The following is a 15,531-nucleotide window of genomic DNA, read 5'->3' as shown; positions in this document are numbered from 1 at the left end:
CGACCATGACGGCAAAACTCACCACAGCGTTCCGCGGAACGCTGTGGTGGGTTCGCTCGGTGATGGGTGATCTCGACTATCAGCGCTACGTCGAGCACACCCGACGCCACCACGCCGACTCACCGGTAATCAGCGAACGAGAGTTCTGGCGCCGCCGTCACGCAGCAGCCGACGCCAACCCAGGCGCCCGCTGCTGCTGAATCCGGTCAGGGGCAGGTGGCCTTCGCGAGTTCGTAAATGTGGCCGGCCTGCTCGTCGGTGGGCTTGTTGCCGTTGTTCTCGGCCAGGTCGGTGATCTTGGTCTTGACCTCCGCCTCGTCCGTGCCGTTGGCGACCTCGGTACACGTGGTCGTCAAGATCTCCTCGATGTCTGCGTCGTCGCGGTTCTCCGCCAACGGTGCGTAAGCCCCACGGAACGTGGCGACGAACAGCGCCGTCTTGCCCTGATCGATGGCGTTGCCCGCTGACTGTTTCGCCGTCTCGAGCGCCTGTTGCCCGCTCGTGACTGCCTCGCTGATCTTGTTCTGCGCGTTGTCCTGATCCTCGGTGCTACACGCGGTGAGCCCGAGAACGACGATTGCTGCTGCCCCGACTGCTGCTGCGATTCTCATGACGGAAATGTTAGTCCGATCAGCATGCTTCAAAACACAGTATTGCAGCGCAACACACGAGTTATCGCATGCAGTCGTTACGATCAGCTCAGCTAGATCACCGGATTCGCACATCGGCGAGGAGATCCCTGCGCCGACGGAAAGGACGATCAGTGAGCGAGCAAGACAAGGGGACGTCCGCAGGGGTGCGCAAGCGCGACCGCGGCGAGATCATCGGGCAAGGGGGTATGTGGCTCGCAAAATGGTCGTTGGTGTTGGCGTCGATTTCGCTGGGCGCCTGGATTTTCGGCTGGCTGATCGAAAAGCTCTGGGTCATCATCCTGCCGGTGGCTCTGGCTATCGTTGTTGCGACAGTCATGTGGCCGCCGACCCGCGGCATGATCAAGCGCGGGATGCCACCGGCCGCGGCAGCCGGCATCACCCTGGTGCTCTCGATCGGAATCCTGGCCGGTGTGATCGCCGGCATCGTTCCGTCAGTGGTCAGCCAGGCCCCCGAGCTCGCGAACAAGACCCCCGAGGGCATCAACCAGGTTCAGGACTGGCTCCAGGGTCCGCCGCTGAACCTGAAGGACGACCAGATCGACAACGCCGTCCATGCCGTCATCACCAAGGTGCAGGAAAGTGGAACCGCCATCGCTTCAGGCGTTTTCAGCGGCGTGAGCACAGCGAGCTCGTTGTTGGTCACGCTCGGTTTGGTCCTGATTCTCGCTTTCTTCTTCATCAAGGACGGACCGAGGTTCATCCCCTGGCTCCACGCTGTCGGCGGCGGCCGTGCCGGTCGGCATCTCGAAGAGGTCCTCACCCGCATGTGGGACACGCTCGGCGGATTCATCAGGACACAAGCACTGGTGAGTCTGATCGACGCGGTCTTCATCGGCGCCGGACTGCTGATACTCGGGGTCCCGCTGGCACCGGTGCTGGCAATTCTCACGTTCATCGGTGGCTTCATCCCGATCGTCGGTGCCTTTGTCGCCGGCGCCCTGGCCGTGTTGGTTGCGCTGGTGGCCAACGGTCTCACCACCGCCATCATCGTGTTGATCATCATCCTGGCCGTTCAGCAGATCGAAGGAAACGTCCTTCAGCCTGTGCTGCAGAGCAAGTCGATGAAACTCCACGCCGTCATCGTGCTGCTTGCCGTGGCCGCCGGTAGCTCGCTGTACGGCATCGTCGGCGCGTTCCTCGCAGTGCCCGTCGCCGCTGTGGCAGCAGTTGTCATCCGGTACATCGGCGAGCAGATCGACGAACGCGCAAGCGACAACGAGCCGATGCCCGCCGGCGATGCGTCGGACATCCTCGAGGATCAAGACGACGACGCCGAGTCAGAGGTAGAGAACAAAAAGGCCTGATCAGCCCGCGATCACCTTCACCGAGGAGCCTGCACGTCCGCGAATGACGTGCAGGCGACTCGGGATTCGCTGCCTCATCTCGTCCACGTGACTGACGATGCCCACCACTCGTCCACCGTCGCGAAGCTCGTCCAACACAGCCATCACCGAGTCGAGGGTGTCGGCGTCGAGAGTGCCGAATCCTTCGTCGATGAACATCGTGTCGAGAACGATTCCGCCGGACTCCGCCGCAACCACATCGGCAAGTCCGAGGGCCAAAGACAATGACGCCAAGAATGATTCACCGCCCGAGAGCGTCTTCGCCGAGCGAACGACACCCGTGAAGTCGTCCCGGATGTCGAGCCCCAGACCGCCGCGGCGACCCCGAGAACCTGCCTCGTCACTGTGCACGAACTCGTATCTGCCCCCGGACATCCGCTGCAGCCGAACCGATGCCGACACGGCGATCTCTTCCAACCGCGACGCGAGCACATACGCTCGCAGCGACATCTTGCGACTGTTCTGACCTTTGCCGGCGATCACGTCGGCAAGCGCCGCGAGTTCGTCGTGCAGTTCACGCTCAGGTGCAACCGCTTCGTATGCCTTCTCGAGTTGTCCGCTGAACCGTTCGAGATCCGACACACGGTTCTCGGCCAGGGAAGCAGCTGCAACAGCCGAGTTCACCACCTCGGCGCACTGAAGAGCACGCTCGCGAGGACCGTCGACGTCGACTGTCTCGACTTCGCTCACCGCAACGACCTCGGGGTCGTCGAGGACCGTCCGAGCGGCCACCTCGAGGTCGCGTGCTTTGGCGAGTTCCGTTTCGATCGCTGCGATTCGGGCCGGCGATCTCACCCCTTCGATCGCAGCCTCGACCGAATCGAATCCAGCCGCGGCCGCCGCAGCGGCCAGTTTGGTCGACAGTTCCGCCGATCGCGCCTGCGCACGAACGGCGTCGTCACGCATCTCAGACGCCGCCGAGGCAGCGGAGGCAAGCCTTTCGAACCGCGAGCGCTGAGCAGCGATGGTCGAATCTTCTCCCACCGCAGCGACGATCGCCGCTCGAATCTGCTCGACCGTGGCCGACAGAGTCGTCGTACGCTCGGTCAGTGCCGCCAATTCGGCCGTCAGAGAAGCGGATTCCTGTTGCAGCTCGCCGTCACGCTCGTTGAGATGCCCGAGCTTGTCGGCCAACCCTCCAACCTGACCGGCAGAGTGGGTCGCCTCGTCAACGGCGTTCCGAGCCGCGGCGCGGAGCCTGTCGAGTTCTGCGACGTCGCCGTCCCCGCCGCGGGCGATCACCCGGTCGATGTCACGGTCGACGGCTACCTGGTGGTCGACTACCTTGCTCAGGGCTTTCTCGGCCGCACGCTCGGCTGCGGACGCGGCTTCCAGATCGGGCTCGGTGACCGTGACGACATCAGACTGCGCCGGCGCAGGGTGTTCACGCGAACCACACACCTGGCATGGGTCACCGGGCGCGAGTGAACTCGCCAACTCCGCCGCCATGCCCTCGATACGCTTCTGCACGAGGTCGAGCCAGCGCCCGCGAGCACTCTGATGGGCGTCGCGCGCATCCAACACCTGCACACGAATCTTCTCGGCTTGCGTACGCAGAGAGACGAATTCATGACCCGCTGCCGCAGCATCCGATGCTTTGGCCAGTGCAGCTTCGAGGCCGGGCAGAGCCGCGTGCGCGCGTTGCGCATCCTCCAGTCGTTGGCCGGCCGAGCGCACCATCTCTGGCAGTTGAGTGCGTTCAACCGCGATGGCATCGATGCGCTCGGACAGAGCGTCTCGCCGAACTCCGAGTTTCTCGATCTCGGCTTCTGCCGCATCGGCTCTGCGAGCGTCCTCCGCCATTGCGTCCAGGCGAACGATCTCGTCACGCCAGGTCCGGATCCGAGCTACGACGCGTTGACGCTCGTCGTCGGTGGGTGGCCACACCTCCGGCACGAAAATCTCCGGACCGCCCGTTGCGGAGTAGGTCGACATCGCTGCGGTCATCGATTCGAGTGCGGCAGCGAGGTGCAAGCCGGCAGCGTCCACATCGCCGGCGACAGCGGCCACCGGCAGTGCGCGCTTGGCGGTCTCGAGTTCAGCGCCGATCACAGCTCTTTGGGCGGCGCCCGTATTGAATGCTGCGAGTTCAGCGGTCGCACGATTACGGCGAGCGACCAGATCTGCGGTTCGCTGCGCCGCCGACAGAACCCGATTAGCCTCGGCTGCTGCATCTTTCGCGGTCACCAGCTCCGCAAGACTTGTATCGCGGGTGTCCTGAGCCTCGGCGAGGAGTTTGCGCGACCATTCCAGTGGGTGTGCCTCGGCGCCTACCTCGAGTCCCGCAGCTGTCTCGACCTTCGCGAGCAGCAGCCGCACGGATTGCTCCCTGGCCGCGAGCGCGGTCGCACTTGCCTTTCGCTTGGCGTCGAACCATGCCTCGACGGAGACAAAACGCTTGGTGTCGAACAGACGCTCGAGCAGTTTGCCTCGCTCGTCACTCTCGGCACGCAGGAATTTGGCGAACTCACCCTGCGGCAAGAGCACCACCTGGAAGAACTGATCAGCGCTCATGCCCATGAGGCGGTTGATCTCGTCACCGATGTCAGGGATGCGCGAAAGATTCTCGCCGCGGCCGTCCAACCACGTCAGTGTGGCCTTTGCATTCTCTGTGATCGAACCGGTGCCACGCTTCTTCGGGCGCGAATACTCTGGACTACGAACAAGTTTGATTCTGCGACCACTGATGGTCGCTTCGAGTTCCACGCGCGGCACCGAACCGGCGGGCGCGTGATCGGACAGTAGCCGTTTGCCCTCGTTGCGCGCACCCGGCACCCGCCCGTACAGGGCAAACGCAACCGCGTCGAGGATCGTGGTCTTGCCTGCCCCGGTGTCACCGTGCAGAAGGAACAGCCCGTCTGCACCCAAACGGTCGAAGTCGACCTCGACCGTGTCGGCGAAGGGCCCGAAAGAGCTGACTTCGAGTTTGTGCAGCCTCACGCGGTTTCACTCAGTTCTACCGTGGACTCCTCGGCGCGCGCGGCAGCGCTGAGCGCTTCGGCCATCAACGTGACCTCACGCTCGGACGGGTCACTACGCACTGCCGAGACAAAGCCGCGGGCGATCTCCATGTCGGTTCGACCCCGTACCGCATCGCGGTACTTGAGATCCGATTGCCCTTCCGGCCTTTGCCATTCGAGATGAACGGCAAACGGGAAACGTGCCTGAAGTTGCCTCATGGCATCGACGGGACGGACCGGGTCGGTGAGCAATGCGGAGAGGTAGCACTGCTCGGAATCGGTGTACTTCGACTCACCGAGTAGTTCCTCGAGAGTTCCCGTCACCTGGCTCATCCCCCGAATGACCGGGAGATCCAGGCGCTGCACCGACGACAGGCCGGCTGCGTCGAGTTCGATCAGCAGCGCCGCCTTACGGTGGCTGCGTTCACCGAACGAATACGGCAACGGTGAACCCGAGTACCGCACACTCTCCGAGAGCATCTGCGGAGAATGTAGGTGTCCGAGGGCGACGTAGTCGACGCCGTCGAACTCTCCCACTGCGACGGTCTCCACTCCGCCGACCGAGATGGAGCGTTCCGATTCAGAGGCCTCACCGCCCACGACGAAGGCATGGGCGAGCAATACCGATCGAGTCGCGGGGTCGGCAGCCGTTCGTTCGGCGAGATCTCGCCGAACACGCGACATGGCCGCTCCGAGGATGTCGGAATGAGTACGAGCCCGGGGCACGTCCAACTCGACGCGCGTGATCTCCGGCTCGAGATACGGAATCCCGTAAAAGGCGACGGGCCCGAACTGATCGCTCAGCATCACCGGAGTACCGATCTGGCCGACTCGGGTGATCAAGTGCAAGCCGCCGGCAGCGGCAAAGGATGCCCCGGCTCCGAGCCGCACCGCGGAATCGTGATTGCCGGACGTCGCGACGATGACCGCCCCCGCCGCCCGGATTGCCTCGAAGCCTCGATTGCACACGGTGACCGCGTCGGAACTGGGAATCGAGCGGTCGTAGATGTCACCGGGCACGACCACGACGTCGACGCCGTGTTCGCGGACGGAATCTGCGATGGAACCGAGCACACTCGCCTGATCGGCCAACAGATCGACGCCGTGAAAGGTGCGACCTATATGCCAATCGGAGGTGTGCAGAATCTTCATGAATCCGACGGTAGAGCAGCCCACCGACACCGCCGATCTCCCACGCTGACGGCTTCGTCGGTGTGCCCCAACCCACGAGCGTCCGGTGACCCTGCACACAATCCGTCCGGTTCGTTTGGCGAAGAACCCGAAACCATCGCGCCATCGCGTCGATAAATGCGCCAGCCACGACCCGCACAAACACGGCCGACAACGCAAGAACCGCTAATGTCGTTATGTGTCTGCAACCCAACGTGCTCGCTCCGGGGTACCGCTGGACAAGCGATCGCTCATCGTGACCGTCCCCGGCCTGCCCTGGTGGGGAGTGATCCTGCTTGCTGCCGGTGTGACCGCCGTCGGCGTACTGATCGATGCCACCGGAGGCGGCGGAGAGCTCACCGCGGTGTTCTCGACGTTCTACTTCCTGGGCTGTCTCTTCGCTGTGGTTGCCGCTTCGAACAAAGCACTCTTCACCGCGATGGCCCAACCGCCGTTGCTGCTCTTCGCTGCGGTGCCGATCGGGCACACGCTCATCGGCAAGGACAACAGCACCGCGCTGCGCGATATCGCGATCAACATCGCGTACCCGTTGGTCAACCGCTTTCCGATCATGTTGGCCGCAACCGTGGTCGTGCTGATCATCGGTGGCTTCCGATACTTCCTGCTCAATCAGCGCCCCACCGGGCCCGCGCGCTCGACCCGCTCCCGCCGCTCGGCGGCCACCACTCGTGACTCCGCTGCGGCTGCCACGCGAGAACAACCCGCACCCGAGACCGGGCGTCGACGCAGAGTCTCGGACGCGCCCGTCCCCGGGCCGCCGCGTCGCCGCGCCCCCGAGGTGGACGAGCAGCCCGCCTACCGAAGCACCCCCAGGCGCGAGCCGATCCAGGACGAGCGTCCGCTGCCGCCTCGGAGAAGCCCTCAGCCACCCAGGGTCGATCGCACGCACCAACCGCCTACGCGTCGCCCCCAGCCCGACAGTCGGCCCGTGGCAGACGACGACTACCCGTCGTACGGTCGCCGCCGGGCGCCCGAGCCCACTTCGTCGCCCAGACGTGAGGAGCGGATGGAGCCCTTCTTCGCTTCGGGTGACGACGTATCGCCGCCGCTGCCCCCTCGCCGCCGCCCACCCGGAGTCGATCTTCCCGCGTATCCGCCGCCGCGAGTTCGGTACCGCGATCGCGAAGAGCCCTGAACAGACGCGCTCGGTAGCACAAAAATGCGGGGCACCTTCCAGATGGAAGGTGCCCCGCATTTTCTTGTTTCAGGACGTGCGCGCTGCTCGCAATTCACGGGGAAGGGCGAACACCAGAGTCTCGTTGGCAGTGGTGACGGGTTGAACGTCGTTGTATCCGTGCTCGGCAAGAAGTTCGATCACGCCGCGCACGAGCACCTCGGGTACCGATGCGCCTGACGTGATGCCGACTGTCTGGACACCCTCGAGCCACGCGAGATCGACCTCACGGGCGTAGTCGACCAGGTACGACGCGGCAGCGCCCGCCCCGAGCGCGACCTCGACCAGGCGAACCGAGTTGGACGAGTTCCGCGAACCCACCACGATCACGAGATCACACTCGGGAGCCATCGCCTTGACCGCGACCTGACGGTTCTGCGTGGCGTAGCAGATGTCGTCGGACGGCGGGTCCTGCAGATTGGGGAAGCGCTCACGCAGGCGCGCGACGGTCTGCATCGTCTCGTCGACGCTCAGTGTGGTCTGGGAAAGCCAGATGACCTTCGACTCGTCACGAACCGTGACCGCGTCGACCGAATCCGGGCCGTCGACGATGGTGACGTGATCGGGAGCCTCACCTGCGGTGCCCTCGACCTCCTCGTGGCCTTCGTGGCCGATGAGCAGAATGTCGTAATCGTCGCGGGCGAATCGCTTCGCTTCCTGGTGCACCTTCGTGACCAGGGGGCACGTCGCGTCGATCGTGCGCAGGTTCCGCTCGGCAGCCGAGTCGTGGACGGCCGGCGACACACCGTGCGCCGAGAACACGAGCAACGATCCCTCGGGAACCTCGTCGGTTTCGTCGACGAAGATCACGCCTTGATCTTCGAGCGTCTCGACGACGTGGCGATTGTGGACGATCTCCTTACGCACGTAGATGGGTGCGCCGTGCTTCTCGAGGGCCTTCTCGACGGTCTCGACCGCGCGGTCGACGCCGGCGCAGTAGCCGCGAGGCTCGGCGAGGAGCACGCGCTTGGCGCTGCCCTTGCGGGTGGACGGCGAATCAGCCGAGTGCGCGATACCGAGATTGAGAGGAACAGCCGAAGACATGTGACCAGCCTACTGGCACCTCGAACGTGAGACACTCCGGCAAACGTGAACACCTCGGTTTCGGGCTCCGATCGAAGGTTCCGAAGTAAACGAGTACGGCCGTCACAGGCAAGTCGGCTACCGATTGTCGGAGCTTTGCGGCAAGCTGTGGGAATGATCCGACCACCGTTCGTGGCGCGCGTTGCCGCGGGACTCGCCGTCACCGCGATGGAAGAGGCAAAGAAGTTGCCCACCACCGCCGTCGCCCTGCCGATGACCGCCGTGAGCCAGATGCTGCAGACAAGCATGCGCGTGCAGCAGTCGATCACCTCGTTGGCCATCAAGGGCGATCAGGCATTTGCACTGATCAACTGGTCTTCCGAGGACGAACAGCCCGAGTGGGCGGTCTTCGACGAAGACGTCGATGCGCCTGCTGACCCGACGCCTTCCACCGGATCGACCACCGCTGACACCCCGACCAACGCCGGTCGCTTCGCGCTCTACTCGCTCGAGCCGACTGCCCCCATCGAGGAACCCGCACCCGTCGCCGAGTCCGAATCCACGGCAGCTACGACGGACGGACCTGCCGAAGAGCCCGAGATCGTCACCGAACTCGACTACCCCAACCTCACACTCGCACAGCTCCGTGCGCGCATCCGGACGCTCAGCATCGACGAGCTGACCGCAGTCCTGGACTACGAGAATGCGACGCTCGCTCGCGCACCGTTCCAGACCATGCTCACCAACCGCATCACCACAGCCAAGGCAAAGTGACTTCCGCAACGCCCCCCGCTTCATCGCAGCGATCGTCCGGCGCCAGTAGCGCTGAGCAGCCGTGGCCGGTCCGCACGGTTTCCGCCAAGGTCGCCGGCTGGATCGATCGGCTCGGCAGTATCTGGGTCGAAGGTCAGATCACCCAGATCAATGCACGACCCGGCACCCGAACGGCCTTTCTCGTCCTGCGTGATCCGTCGGCAGACATGTCGCTGTCGATCACGTGCTCACCGCAGTTGTTGCACAACTCCCCGGTGCCGTTGACCGAGGGCTCGCGAGTCGTGATGTTCGGCAAGCTCTCGTTCTACACCGGACGCGGAACGGTGTCGTTGCGTGTCACCGAGATTCGCGCCGTGGGTATCGGTGAGCTGCTTGCCCGCATCGAGAGACTGCGCGCCTTGCTCGCCGCCGAGGGCTTGTTCGATCCGCGGCTCAAACGGCCGCTTCCGTTTCTGCCCGGCACGATCGGCCTGATCACGGGCCGAGCCAGTGCGGCCGAGAAGGATGTCGTCTCAGTCGCCCATCGTCGTTGGCCAGCAGTTGCCATCGCAGTGCGTAACACCGCGGTTCAGGGTCCGACTGCTGTTCCCCAGATCATCGAAGCGCTGAAGGAACTCGACGCCAACCCGGTAGTCGACGTCATCATCCTCGCTCGCGGCGGCGGAAGCGTCGAGGATCTCCTGCCGTTCTCCGACGAAGCGCTGTGCCGCGCCATCGTGGCCTGCACGACGCCCATCGTCAGTGCCATCGGACACGAGCCGGACAGCCCGCTCAGTGACCACGTCGCCGACCTGCGCGCAGCCACACCCACGGACGCGGCCAAGCGCGTCGTACCCGACGCGGTTGCGGAAGCTGCCCTGGTTGCGGATCTGCGTGACCGCAGCGCTGCGGCACTGCGCAGCTGGGTCAAGCGTGAGTCTCATCTGATCGAACAGTTGCGCACTCGACCGGTCATGGCATCGCCGCTGCTCGCGGTGGACCGTCGCGCCGAGGAGGTCGAAAGGCTCCAAGCCGCCGGGCGACGCGATGTGACTCGGTTGATCGATTCCGAGTCCCGAACGATCGAGCATCTGCGCGCCCGGCTCACCACGCTGGGCCCCGCCGCGACGCTGGCCCGCGGGTACGCAGTCGTGCAACGTGTTGTCGCCGACGGCGATCCGGAGGTTCTGCGCTCGGTCGAGGACGCGCCACCCGGTACCCAGATTCGAGTTCGACTTGCAGACGGCGCCGTTCGCGCCGCAGTGATGGGAAGAGAAAAATGAGCAACGCCACCGACACCGACATCAACGAACTCGGCTACGAAGCAGCCCGGGACGAACTGGTGAGCGTCGGGAAGATTCTCGAACAGGGCGGTCTGGACCTCGACGCGTCACTCTCACTGTGGGAGCGAGGCGAAGCGTTGGCCAAGCGCTGTGAAGAGCACTTGGCCGGCGCGAGGGCCCGCGTCGAAAAGGCTCTGGCCGAAGCGGACGAGTAGCGTCCGCTCCGACCGCAAATCCTATGGCGTGATCGGCTGCGCTGCGCCGACCTTCTCGGCAAGTATCCGGAACTCTTCCGGCGTCGCCGCGCCCGTGAGCAACAGGCGAACATCCCCGACGTCCGTGACCCAGATCGACTCGACACCTTCGCCGCCGAAGACGTTCCACGTATCGGCACCGACGGTCTCGACTCCGGTCGCGAATCGCTGTCCACCGGCAACATGTGACACCAACGGGAATTCCTCGGCGTTGCTCTGTGTCAGCTGGATGTAGCGACCACTGGTCGTGATGAATCCCACAGTGCTCGAATCTCCGCCGCCGTCGCCGGAGATGATCTTGCGACTGCCGGAGTTCGGAGTCCACCCGTCCGGAACACCGGGATTACGGATGGGAAATCCGAGTTCCTTCGCGTCGTAGTTCAGAGCTGCGTCCACGTCGACGCTCGGGATAGGCCCCTGTGTCGGGCCGCCAGGACTGAACGTGCACTGGCTGGCGATGCCCGCAATGATGATGCAGAACAGCACCAACGGTACGAGAGACCAGACCATGTCTTTGTTGTCTTCGAGAATGCGGGGTTTCTTCGATGCCACACCCCCAGTATCCAGGTACTCCGCAGTAGATACGATTCCCGGTCCCCCTCGAGCGAGACAAAACGTCTCTGCGGCGACCCGACAGCGCACGTAGCCGCTCCCATCTGGGACAATGACGCCTGAAGAAACCACTGCGTCGACACACCCCGTCGACCGCGACCGCGCCAGGAGGCACCGCACATGACGGCCAGCAGCACTCATCGTGAGACCCCGGACCGTAACCTCGCACTCGAATTGGTCCGAGTCACCGAAGCCGGTGCTATGGCTGCCGGCCGCTGGGTAGGCCGCGGCGACAAGGAAGGCGGCGACGGAGCAGCCGTCGACGCCATGCGTCAGCTCGTCTCGTCAGTCTCGATGCGCGGCATCGTCGTCATCGGTGAAGGCGAGAAGGACGAAGCGCCGATGCTGTTCAACGGCGAAGAGGTCGGAAACGGCGACGGCCCCGACTGTGACTTCGCCGTCGACCCGGTCGACGGCACCACCTTGATGTCCAAGGGCATGCCCAACGCGATCTCTGTTCTGGCTGTTGCCGAGCGCGGCGCGATGTTCGATCCGTCGGCCGTGTTCTACATGGAGAAGATCGCTGTCGGGCCGGATGCCGCAGATGTCATCGACATCAGCGCACCGATCGCCGAGAACATCAAGCGCGTGGCCAAGGTCAAGAAGGCGTCGGTCTCCGACATCACGATCTGCATCCTGGACCGCCCGCGTCACAACCAGCTGATCCAGGACGTTCGCGACACCGGCGCTCGTATCCGTCTGATCTCCGATGGTGACGTTGCCGGCGCGATCGCCGCAGCGCGTCCGGAGTCCGGCACCGACATGCTCGTGGGCATCGGCGGAACGCCAGAGGGCATCATCGCCGCAGCAGCCATGCGCTGCATGGGTGGATCGTTGCAGGGCAAGCTGGCCCCCACCGACGACGAATAGCGTCAGAAGGCCATCGACGCCGGTCACGATCTCGATCGGATCCTGTCCACCGAAGATCTCGTCTCGGGCGAGAACGTGTTCTTCTGCGCCACCGGCGTCACCGACGGTGACCTCCTGCGCGGCGTCCGCTACTACGGCGGTGGCGCCAGCACGCAGTCCATCGTGATGCGTAGCAAGTCCGGCACCGTTCGCATGATCGACGCGTACCACCGTCTCGAGAAGCTGCGCGAGTACAGCTCCGTCGACTTCGACGGCGAAGAGGGCGCGGTTCCCCCGACGTTCTGATGGGCTCCGCCCCGTGAGTGGTTAGGGAGTCCCTGCACTCCTCAACCGCTCACGGGGGACGTAGTCCCCTACCCGCTCTCGAAAAGTGGCAATGTGGAGCCATGACGGAGAGCAACGATCAACAGTTCCGAATCGAACACGACACCATGGGCGAAGTTCGGGTGCCCATCGACGCACTGTGGCGAGCACAGACCCAGCGTGCAGTCGAGAACTTCCCGATCAGCGGGCGCCCGCTCGAGCGCACCCAGATCCGCGCAATGGGCCTGCTGAAAGCAGCGTGTGCGCAGGTCAACAAGGACCTCGGACTCCTCGACGCGGACAAGGCCGACGCAATCATCGCCGCCGCGAACGAGATCGCCGAAGGCAAGCACGACGAGCAGTTCCCCATCGACGTCTTCCAGACCGGCTCGGGAACCAGTTCGAACATGAACGCCAACGAGGTCATCGCATCCATCGCGAAGGCCGCCGGTGTGGACGTACATCCCAATGATCACGTCAACATGTCGCAGTCCTCCAACGACACCTTCCCCACCGCCACGCATGTCGCAGCTACCGAAGCAGCGGTCACCGATCTTGTTCCGGCACTGGAACATCTGCATGCTGCGCTTGCCACGAAGGCGACCGAGTGGAAGACCGTCGTCAAATCCGGGCGCACCCATCTGATGGACGCTGTGCCGGTCACGCTCGGTCAGGAGTTCGGCGGCTACGCACGTCAGATCGAGGCCGGCATCGAGCGCGTCAACGCAACACTCCCCCGCCTCGGCGAGCTGCCGATCGGCGGAACAGCAGTCGGCACCGGTCTCAATGCTCCGGATGGATTCGGCCCCAAAGTTGTTGCCGAACTGGTCAAGTCGACCGGCGTCGACGCGCTGACTCCGGCGAAGAACAGCTTCGAAGCGCAGGCCGCGCGTGACGGACTGGTCGAGGCATCGGGCGCGCTGCGGACCATCGCCGTCTCACTGACGAAGATTGCCAACGACATTCGGTGGATGGGATCGGGTCCGCTGACCGGGCTCGGCGAGATCGCACTCCCCGATCTGCAGCCGGGAAGCTCGATCATGCCCGGAAAGGTGAACCCGGTCCTGCCCGAGGCAACCACTCAGGTTGCGGCTCAGGTGATCGGAAACGACGCCGCCATCGCGTGGGGCGGCGCAGCCGGAGCTTTCGAACTCAACGTCTACATCCCGGTCATGGCTCGCAACCTGCTGGAGTCGTTCACCTTGCTGGCCAACGTCTCTCGACTGTTCGCCGACAAGTGCGTGAGCGGACTGGTCGCGCACGAGGAGCACCTCAAGACGCTCGCCGAATCGTCGCCGTCGATCGTGACGCCCCTCAACTCGGCAATCGGTTACGAGGAAGCCGCAGCCGTCGCGAAGCAGGCACTCAAGGAGAAGAAGACGATCCGTCAGGTCGTCATCGAGCGCGGACTCGTCCCGGACAAGCTGAGCGAGGAAGAACTCGACAAGCGTCTCGACGTTCTGGCGATGGCGAAGGTCAAGGACTGAACAAACAAAAGAGTGGCGGTTTCCACTTCGGAAACCGCCACCCTTGCACTCACACCGCAGCGGTTGCCCGCCACTCGTCGGTGCGATCGGGGCTCGCCTCAGCCAATGCCTTCAGCGTCGCTTCGCGATCGAAGTCCTTGCCGTACACGGGAGTTCCCGGCTGCTGACGCCAGGAATCGTCGATCGTTCCCGCATCGACGGGATCGAAGCCCAACTGATTGATCAGATCGAAGACGACCTGCTTGTTCGCGTCGTCGTCGCCGGCGATGGGTAGCGCAATGCGCCCCTCTGCACCTTCGGGAAGGCCCTTCTCGAGGAGATGCTTCCACCAGATTCCGTTGAACGCCTTGAATACCGGAACACCCAGGTGCTCCTGCACCCATCCGCTTTCGGTCTGCCCGTCCTCGATGGCCGAGATCAGACCGTCACGCTGTTGCGGGTAGTAGTTGTTGGTCTCGATGACCGGGGCACCGGCGACCGCACCGCTGAGGATCCCCGCCGGTAGATCAACCACGTTCTTCTGCGGAATGCTCACGATGACCAGCTCAGCACCCTCGGCGGCCTCGGTGCTGCGGACTGCCTTCGCACCCGTCTCGGCTTCCAGTTCTGCAAGCGTGTCCGGTGTCCGCGAGTTCGAGACGCGCACGTCGTGACCGAGCGCAGCGAGCCTACGTGTGAGCGTGCCACCGATCTGACCGGCTCCGATGATTCCGATGCGCATGACCCTGCTCCTTCGTCGTGTGCAGTGGCGATCGCGCCACCGCTGCATTCGTCAACGACGAGAACGCACCGGGTCATTCCGCACCGACCATTTCAACTCCCGTTGATTCAATCGGTTGACGGATCGAGTGCGAGCCTGATGCGGACACTGACCGGGTCGGTCTGCAATCCGCGAAAGGCAGAGGCCGTCAGCGCCGATCTGATCTTCCCCGACGCAAATGTCTTCACCCGCGCCGGCACGTCGTCGTCCGGCATGATCTGGGCCTGTCCGTCCACCCACTCGCCGCGGCGACGGATCCGAACCTTCGGCGTCGCAGAGATATTGGCACCCCACCCCGTGCCGGTGCCATGCTGCGCAATGACCCACGCCTCGTCACCGTCGTAGGTGATCGCAACGGGCACTCGGCGGGTCAGACCGGTTCGGCGTCCAACCGTCTCGATCTCGGTCATCAACGACGGCATCAAACCGATCCGATTCAATCCGGTGACCAGCGGATTGGCGAAATACTTCCCGACTGCGACTTCGATTCTTCGTTTTCGTGCAACTGACGTCGGTACCGGCATGTCGTTTCCTCTCCTCCGAAGCTGGTGCTCGAAGCAACAGCTCTATACCGCTCGATATAAACACTGTTCGGGGAGTTTTGCCACCAAGAATCTCCGTCGATACCCACCACCTGCACACAACACTTGACTGTGTCTGTCGGTTACATCTAGTCTCAGATTCGTTCCTATACCGATCGACATACTGGGAGGCAGTGATGAACACACCTCGAGACGCCTCGTTGCCATGACCGGCCCGCAGACGCGTTGTCCGATCGCCGCAGCGCGTCGCAAGTGGGGAGTACCAAGAGAATCAGCGGCACCAGATGATTCGAACAGCACTGCGATTGCATACGATGGCGGGA

General features: G+C 63.9%; 14 protein-coding genes and 1 pseudogene. 8 read left to right on the top strand and 7 right to left on the bottom strand.

The window, feature by feature from the left end:
* The first annotated feature begins 5 nt into the window (after positions 1–5).
* A complete protein-coding gene (locus A2J01_RS13820) occupies positions 6–200 on the top strand; it encodes a YbdD/YjiX family protein (RefSeq protein ID WP_030536248.1) in 195 nt (64 codons plus the stop codon).
* 6 nt (positions 201–206) lie between these two features.
* Here the strand turns inward: A2J01_RS13820 and A2J01_RS13815 are convergent, their stop codons facing one another.
* Positions 207–611: a hypothetical protein gene (locus tag A2J01_RS13815; protein WP_003945253.1), complete on the bottom strand. Its 405-nt coding sequence runs from the start codon at positions 609–611 to the stop codon at positions 207–209.
* Positions 612–763: 152 nt separating this feature from the next.
* Between A2J01_RS13815 and A2J01_RS13810 the strand changes: the two genes are divergently transcribed.
* Positions 764–1,957 (top strand): AI-2E family transporter, encoded by a 1,194-nt coding sequence (locus A2J01_RS13810; protein ID WP_064112904.1) that lies wholly within the window; start codon positions 764–766, stop codon positions 1,955–1,957.
* Here the strand turns inward: A2J01_RS13810 and A2J01_RS13805 are convergent, their stop codons facing one another.
* Both A2J01_RS13805 and A2J01_RS13800 read right to left on the bottom strand, forming a co-directional pair.
* Positions 1,958–4,936 (bottom strand): AAA family ATPase, encoded by a 2,979-nt coding sequence (locus A2J01_RS13805; protein ID WP_054188762.1) that lies wholly within the window; start codon positions 4,934–4,936, stop codon positions 1,958–1,960.
* A complete protein-coding gene (locus A2J01_RS13800; protein ID WP_064112903.1) occupies positions 4,933–6,108 on the bottom strand; it encodes an exonuclease SbcCD subunit D in 1,176 nt (391 codons plus the stop codon). Before A2J01_RS13800 ends, A2J01_RS13805 begins: the two co-directional genes overlap by 4 nt.
* A gap of 217 nt (positions 6,109–6,325) precedes the next feature.
* Between A2J01_RS13800 and A2J01_RS13795 the strand changes: the two genes are divergently transcribed.
* Positions 6,326–7,282 carry a DUF6542 domain-containing protein gene (locus tag A2J01_RS13795; protein WP_064112902.1) on the top strand — a complete coding sequence of 319 codons (957 nt, stop codon included), beginning with the start codon at positions 6,326–6,328 and terminating at the stop codon, positions 7,280–7,282.
* Positions 7,283–7,351: 69 nt separating this feature from the next.
* Here the strand turns inward: A2J01_RS13795 and A2J01_RS13790 are convergent, their stop codons facing one another.
* Complete coding sequence (locus A2J01_RS13790) at positions 7,352–8,365, bottom strand: 4-hydroxy-3-methylbut-2-enyl diphosphate reductase (RefSeq protein ID WP_003945273.1); 1,014 nt, start codon at positions 8,363–8,365, stop codon at positions 7,352–7,354.
* 153 nt (positions 8,366–8,518) lie between these two features.
* On the opposite strand from A2J01_RS13790, the gene A2J01_RS13785 reads away from it, so the two are divergent.
* From A2J01_RS13785 to A2J01_RS13775, 3 genes are read left to right on the top strand one after another with little or no spacing between them, the layout of a single operon-like run.
* The gene (locus A2J01_RS13785) at positions 8,519–9,118 is read left to right on the top strand and encodes a lipid droplet-associated protein (protein WP_030536251.1); all 600 of its coding nucleotides are present in this window, start codon (positions 8,519–8,521) and stop codon (positions 9,116–9,118) included.
* The gene (gene xseA / locus A2J01_RS13780) at positions 9,115–10,380 is read left to right on the top strand and encodes an exodeoxyribonuclease VII large subunit (RefSeq protein WP_003945258.1); all 1,266 of its coding nucleotides are present in this window, start codon (positions 9,115–9,117) and stop codon (positions 10,378–10,380) included. The genes A2J01_RS13785 and xseA overlap by 4 nt, the downstream gene beginning before the upstream one ends.
* Entirely contained in the window at positions 10,377–10,595 is a 219-nt protein-coding gene (locus A2J01_RS13775; protein ID WP_064112901.1) for an exodeoxyribonuclease VII small subunit, read from the top strand. The genes xseA and A2J01_RS13775 overlap by 4 nt, the downstream gene beginning before the upstream one ends.
* 21 nt (positions 10,596–10,616) lie before the next feature.
* On the opposite strand, the gene A2J01_RS13770 is transcribed toward A2J01_RS13775, so the two are convergent.
* On the bottom strand, positions 10,617–11,186 hold the full coding sequence (locus A2J01_RS13770) for a DUF4245 domain-containing protein (RefSeq protein ID WP_003945206.1): 570 nt from the start codon (positions 11,184–11,186) through the stop codon (positions 10,617–10,619).
* Positions 11,187–11,366: 180 nt separating this feature from the next.
* On the opposite strand from A2J01_RS13770, the pseudogene glpX reads away from it, so the two are divergent.
* Positions 11,367–12,401 (top strand): annotated as a pseudogene (gene glpX / locus A2J01_RS13765) (class II fructose-bisphosphatase).
* Between the two features lie 101 nt (positions 12,402–12,502).
* Complete coding sequence (locus A2J01_RS13760) at positions 12,503–13,906, top strand: class II fumarate hydratase (RefSeq protein ID WP_064112900.1); 1,404 nt, start codon at positions 12,503–12,505, stop codon at positions 13,904–13,906.
* Positions 13,907–13,955: 49 nt separating this feature from the next.
* On the opposite strand, the gene A2J01_RS13755 is transcribed toward A2J01_RS13760, so the two are convergent.
* Entirely contained in the window at positions 13,956–14,675 is a 720-nt protein-coding gene (locus A2J01_RS13755) for an NADPH-dependent F420 reductase (RefSeq protein WP_082900865.1), read from the bottom strand.
* A 59-nt stretch (positions 14,676–14,734) separates the two neighbouring features.
* A complete protein-coding gene (locus tag A2J01_RS13750; protein ID WP_064112899.1) occupies positions 14,735–15,190 on the bottom strand; it encodes a nitroreductase family deazaflavin-dependent oxidoreductase in 456 nt (151 codons plus the stop codon).
* Between the last annotated feature and the right edge of the window lie 341 nt (positions 15,191–15,531).

It is taken from the genome of Rhodococcus sp. EPR-134, assembly GCF_001647205.1.
GTDB classification, from domain to species: domain Bacteria; phylum Actinomycetota; class Actinomycetes; order Mycobacteriales; family Mycobacteriaceae; genus Rhodococcus_F; species Rhodococcus_F qingshengii.
This window is presented reverse-complemented; position numbering and strand designations above follow the sequence as displayed.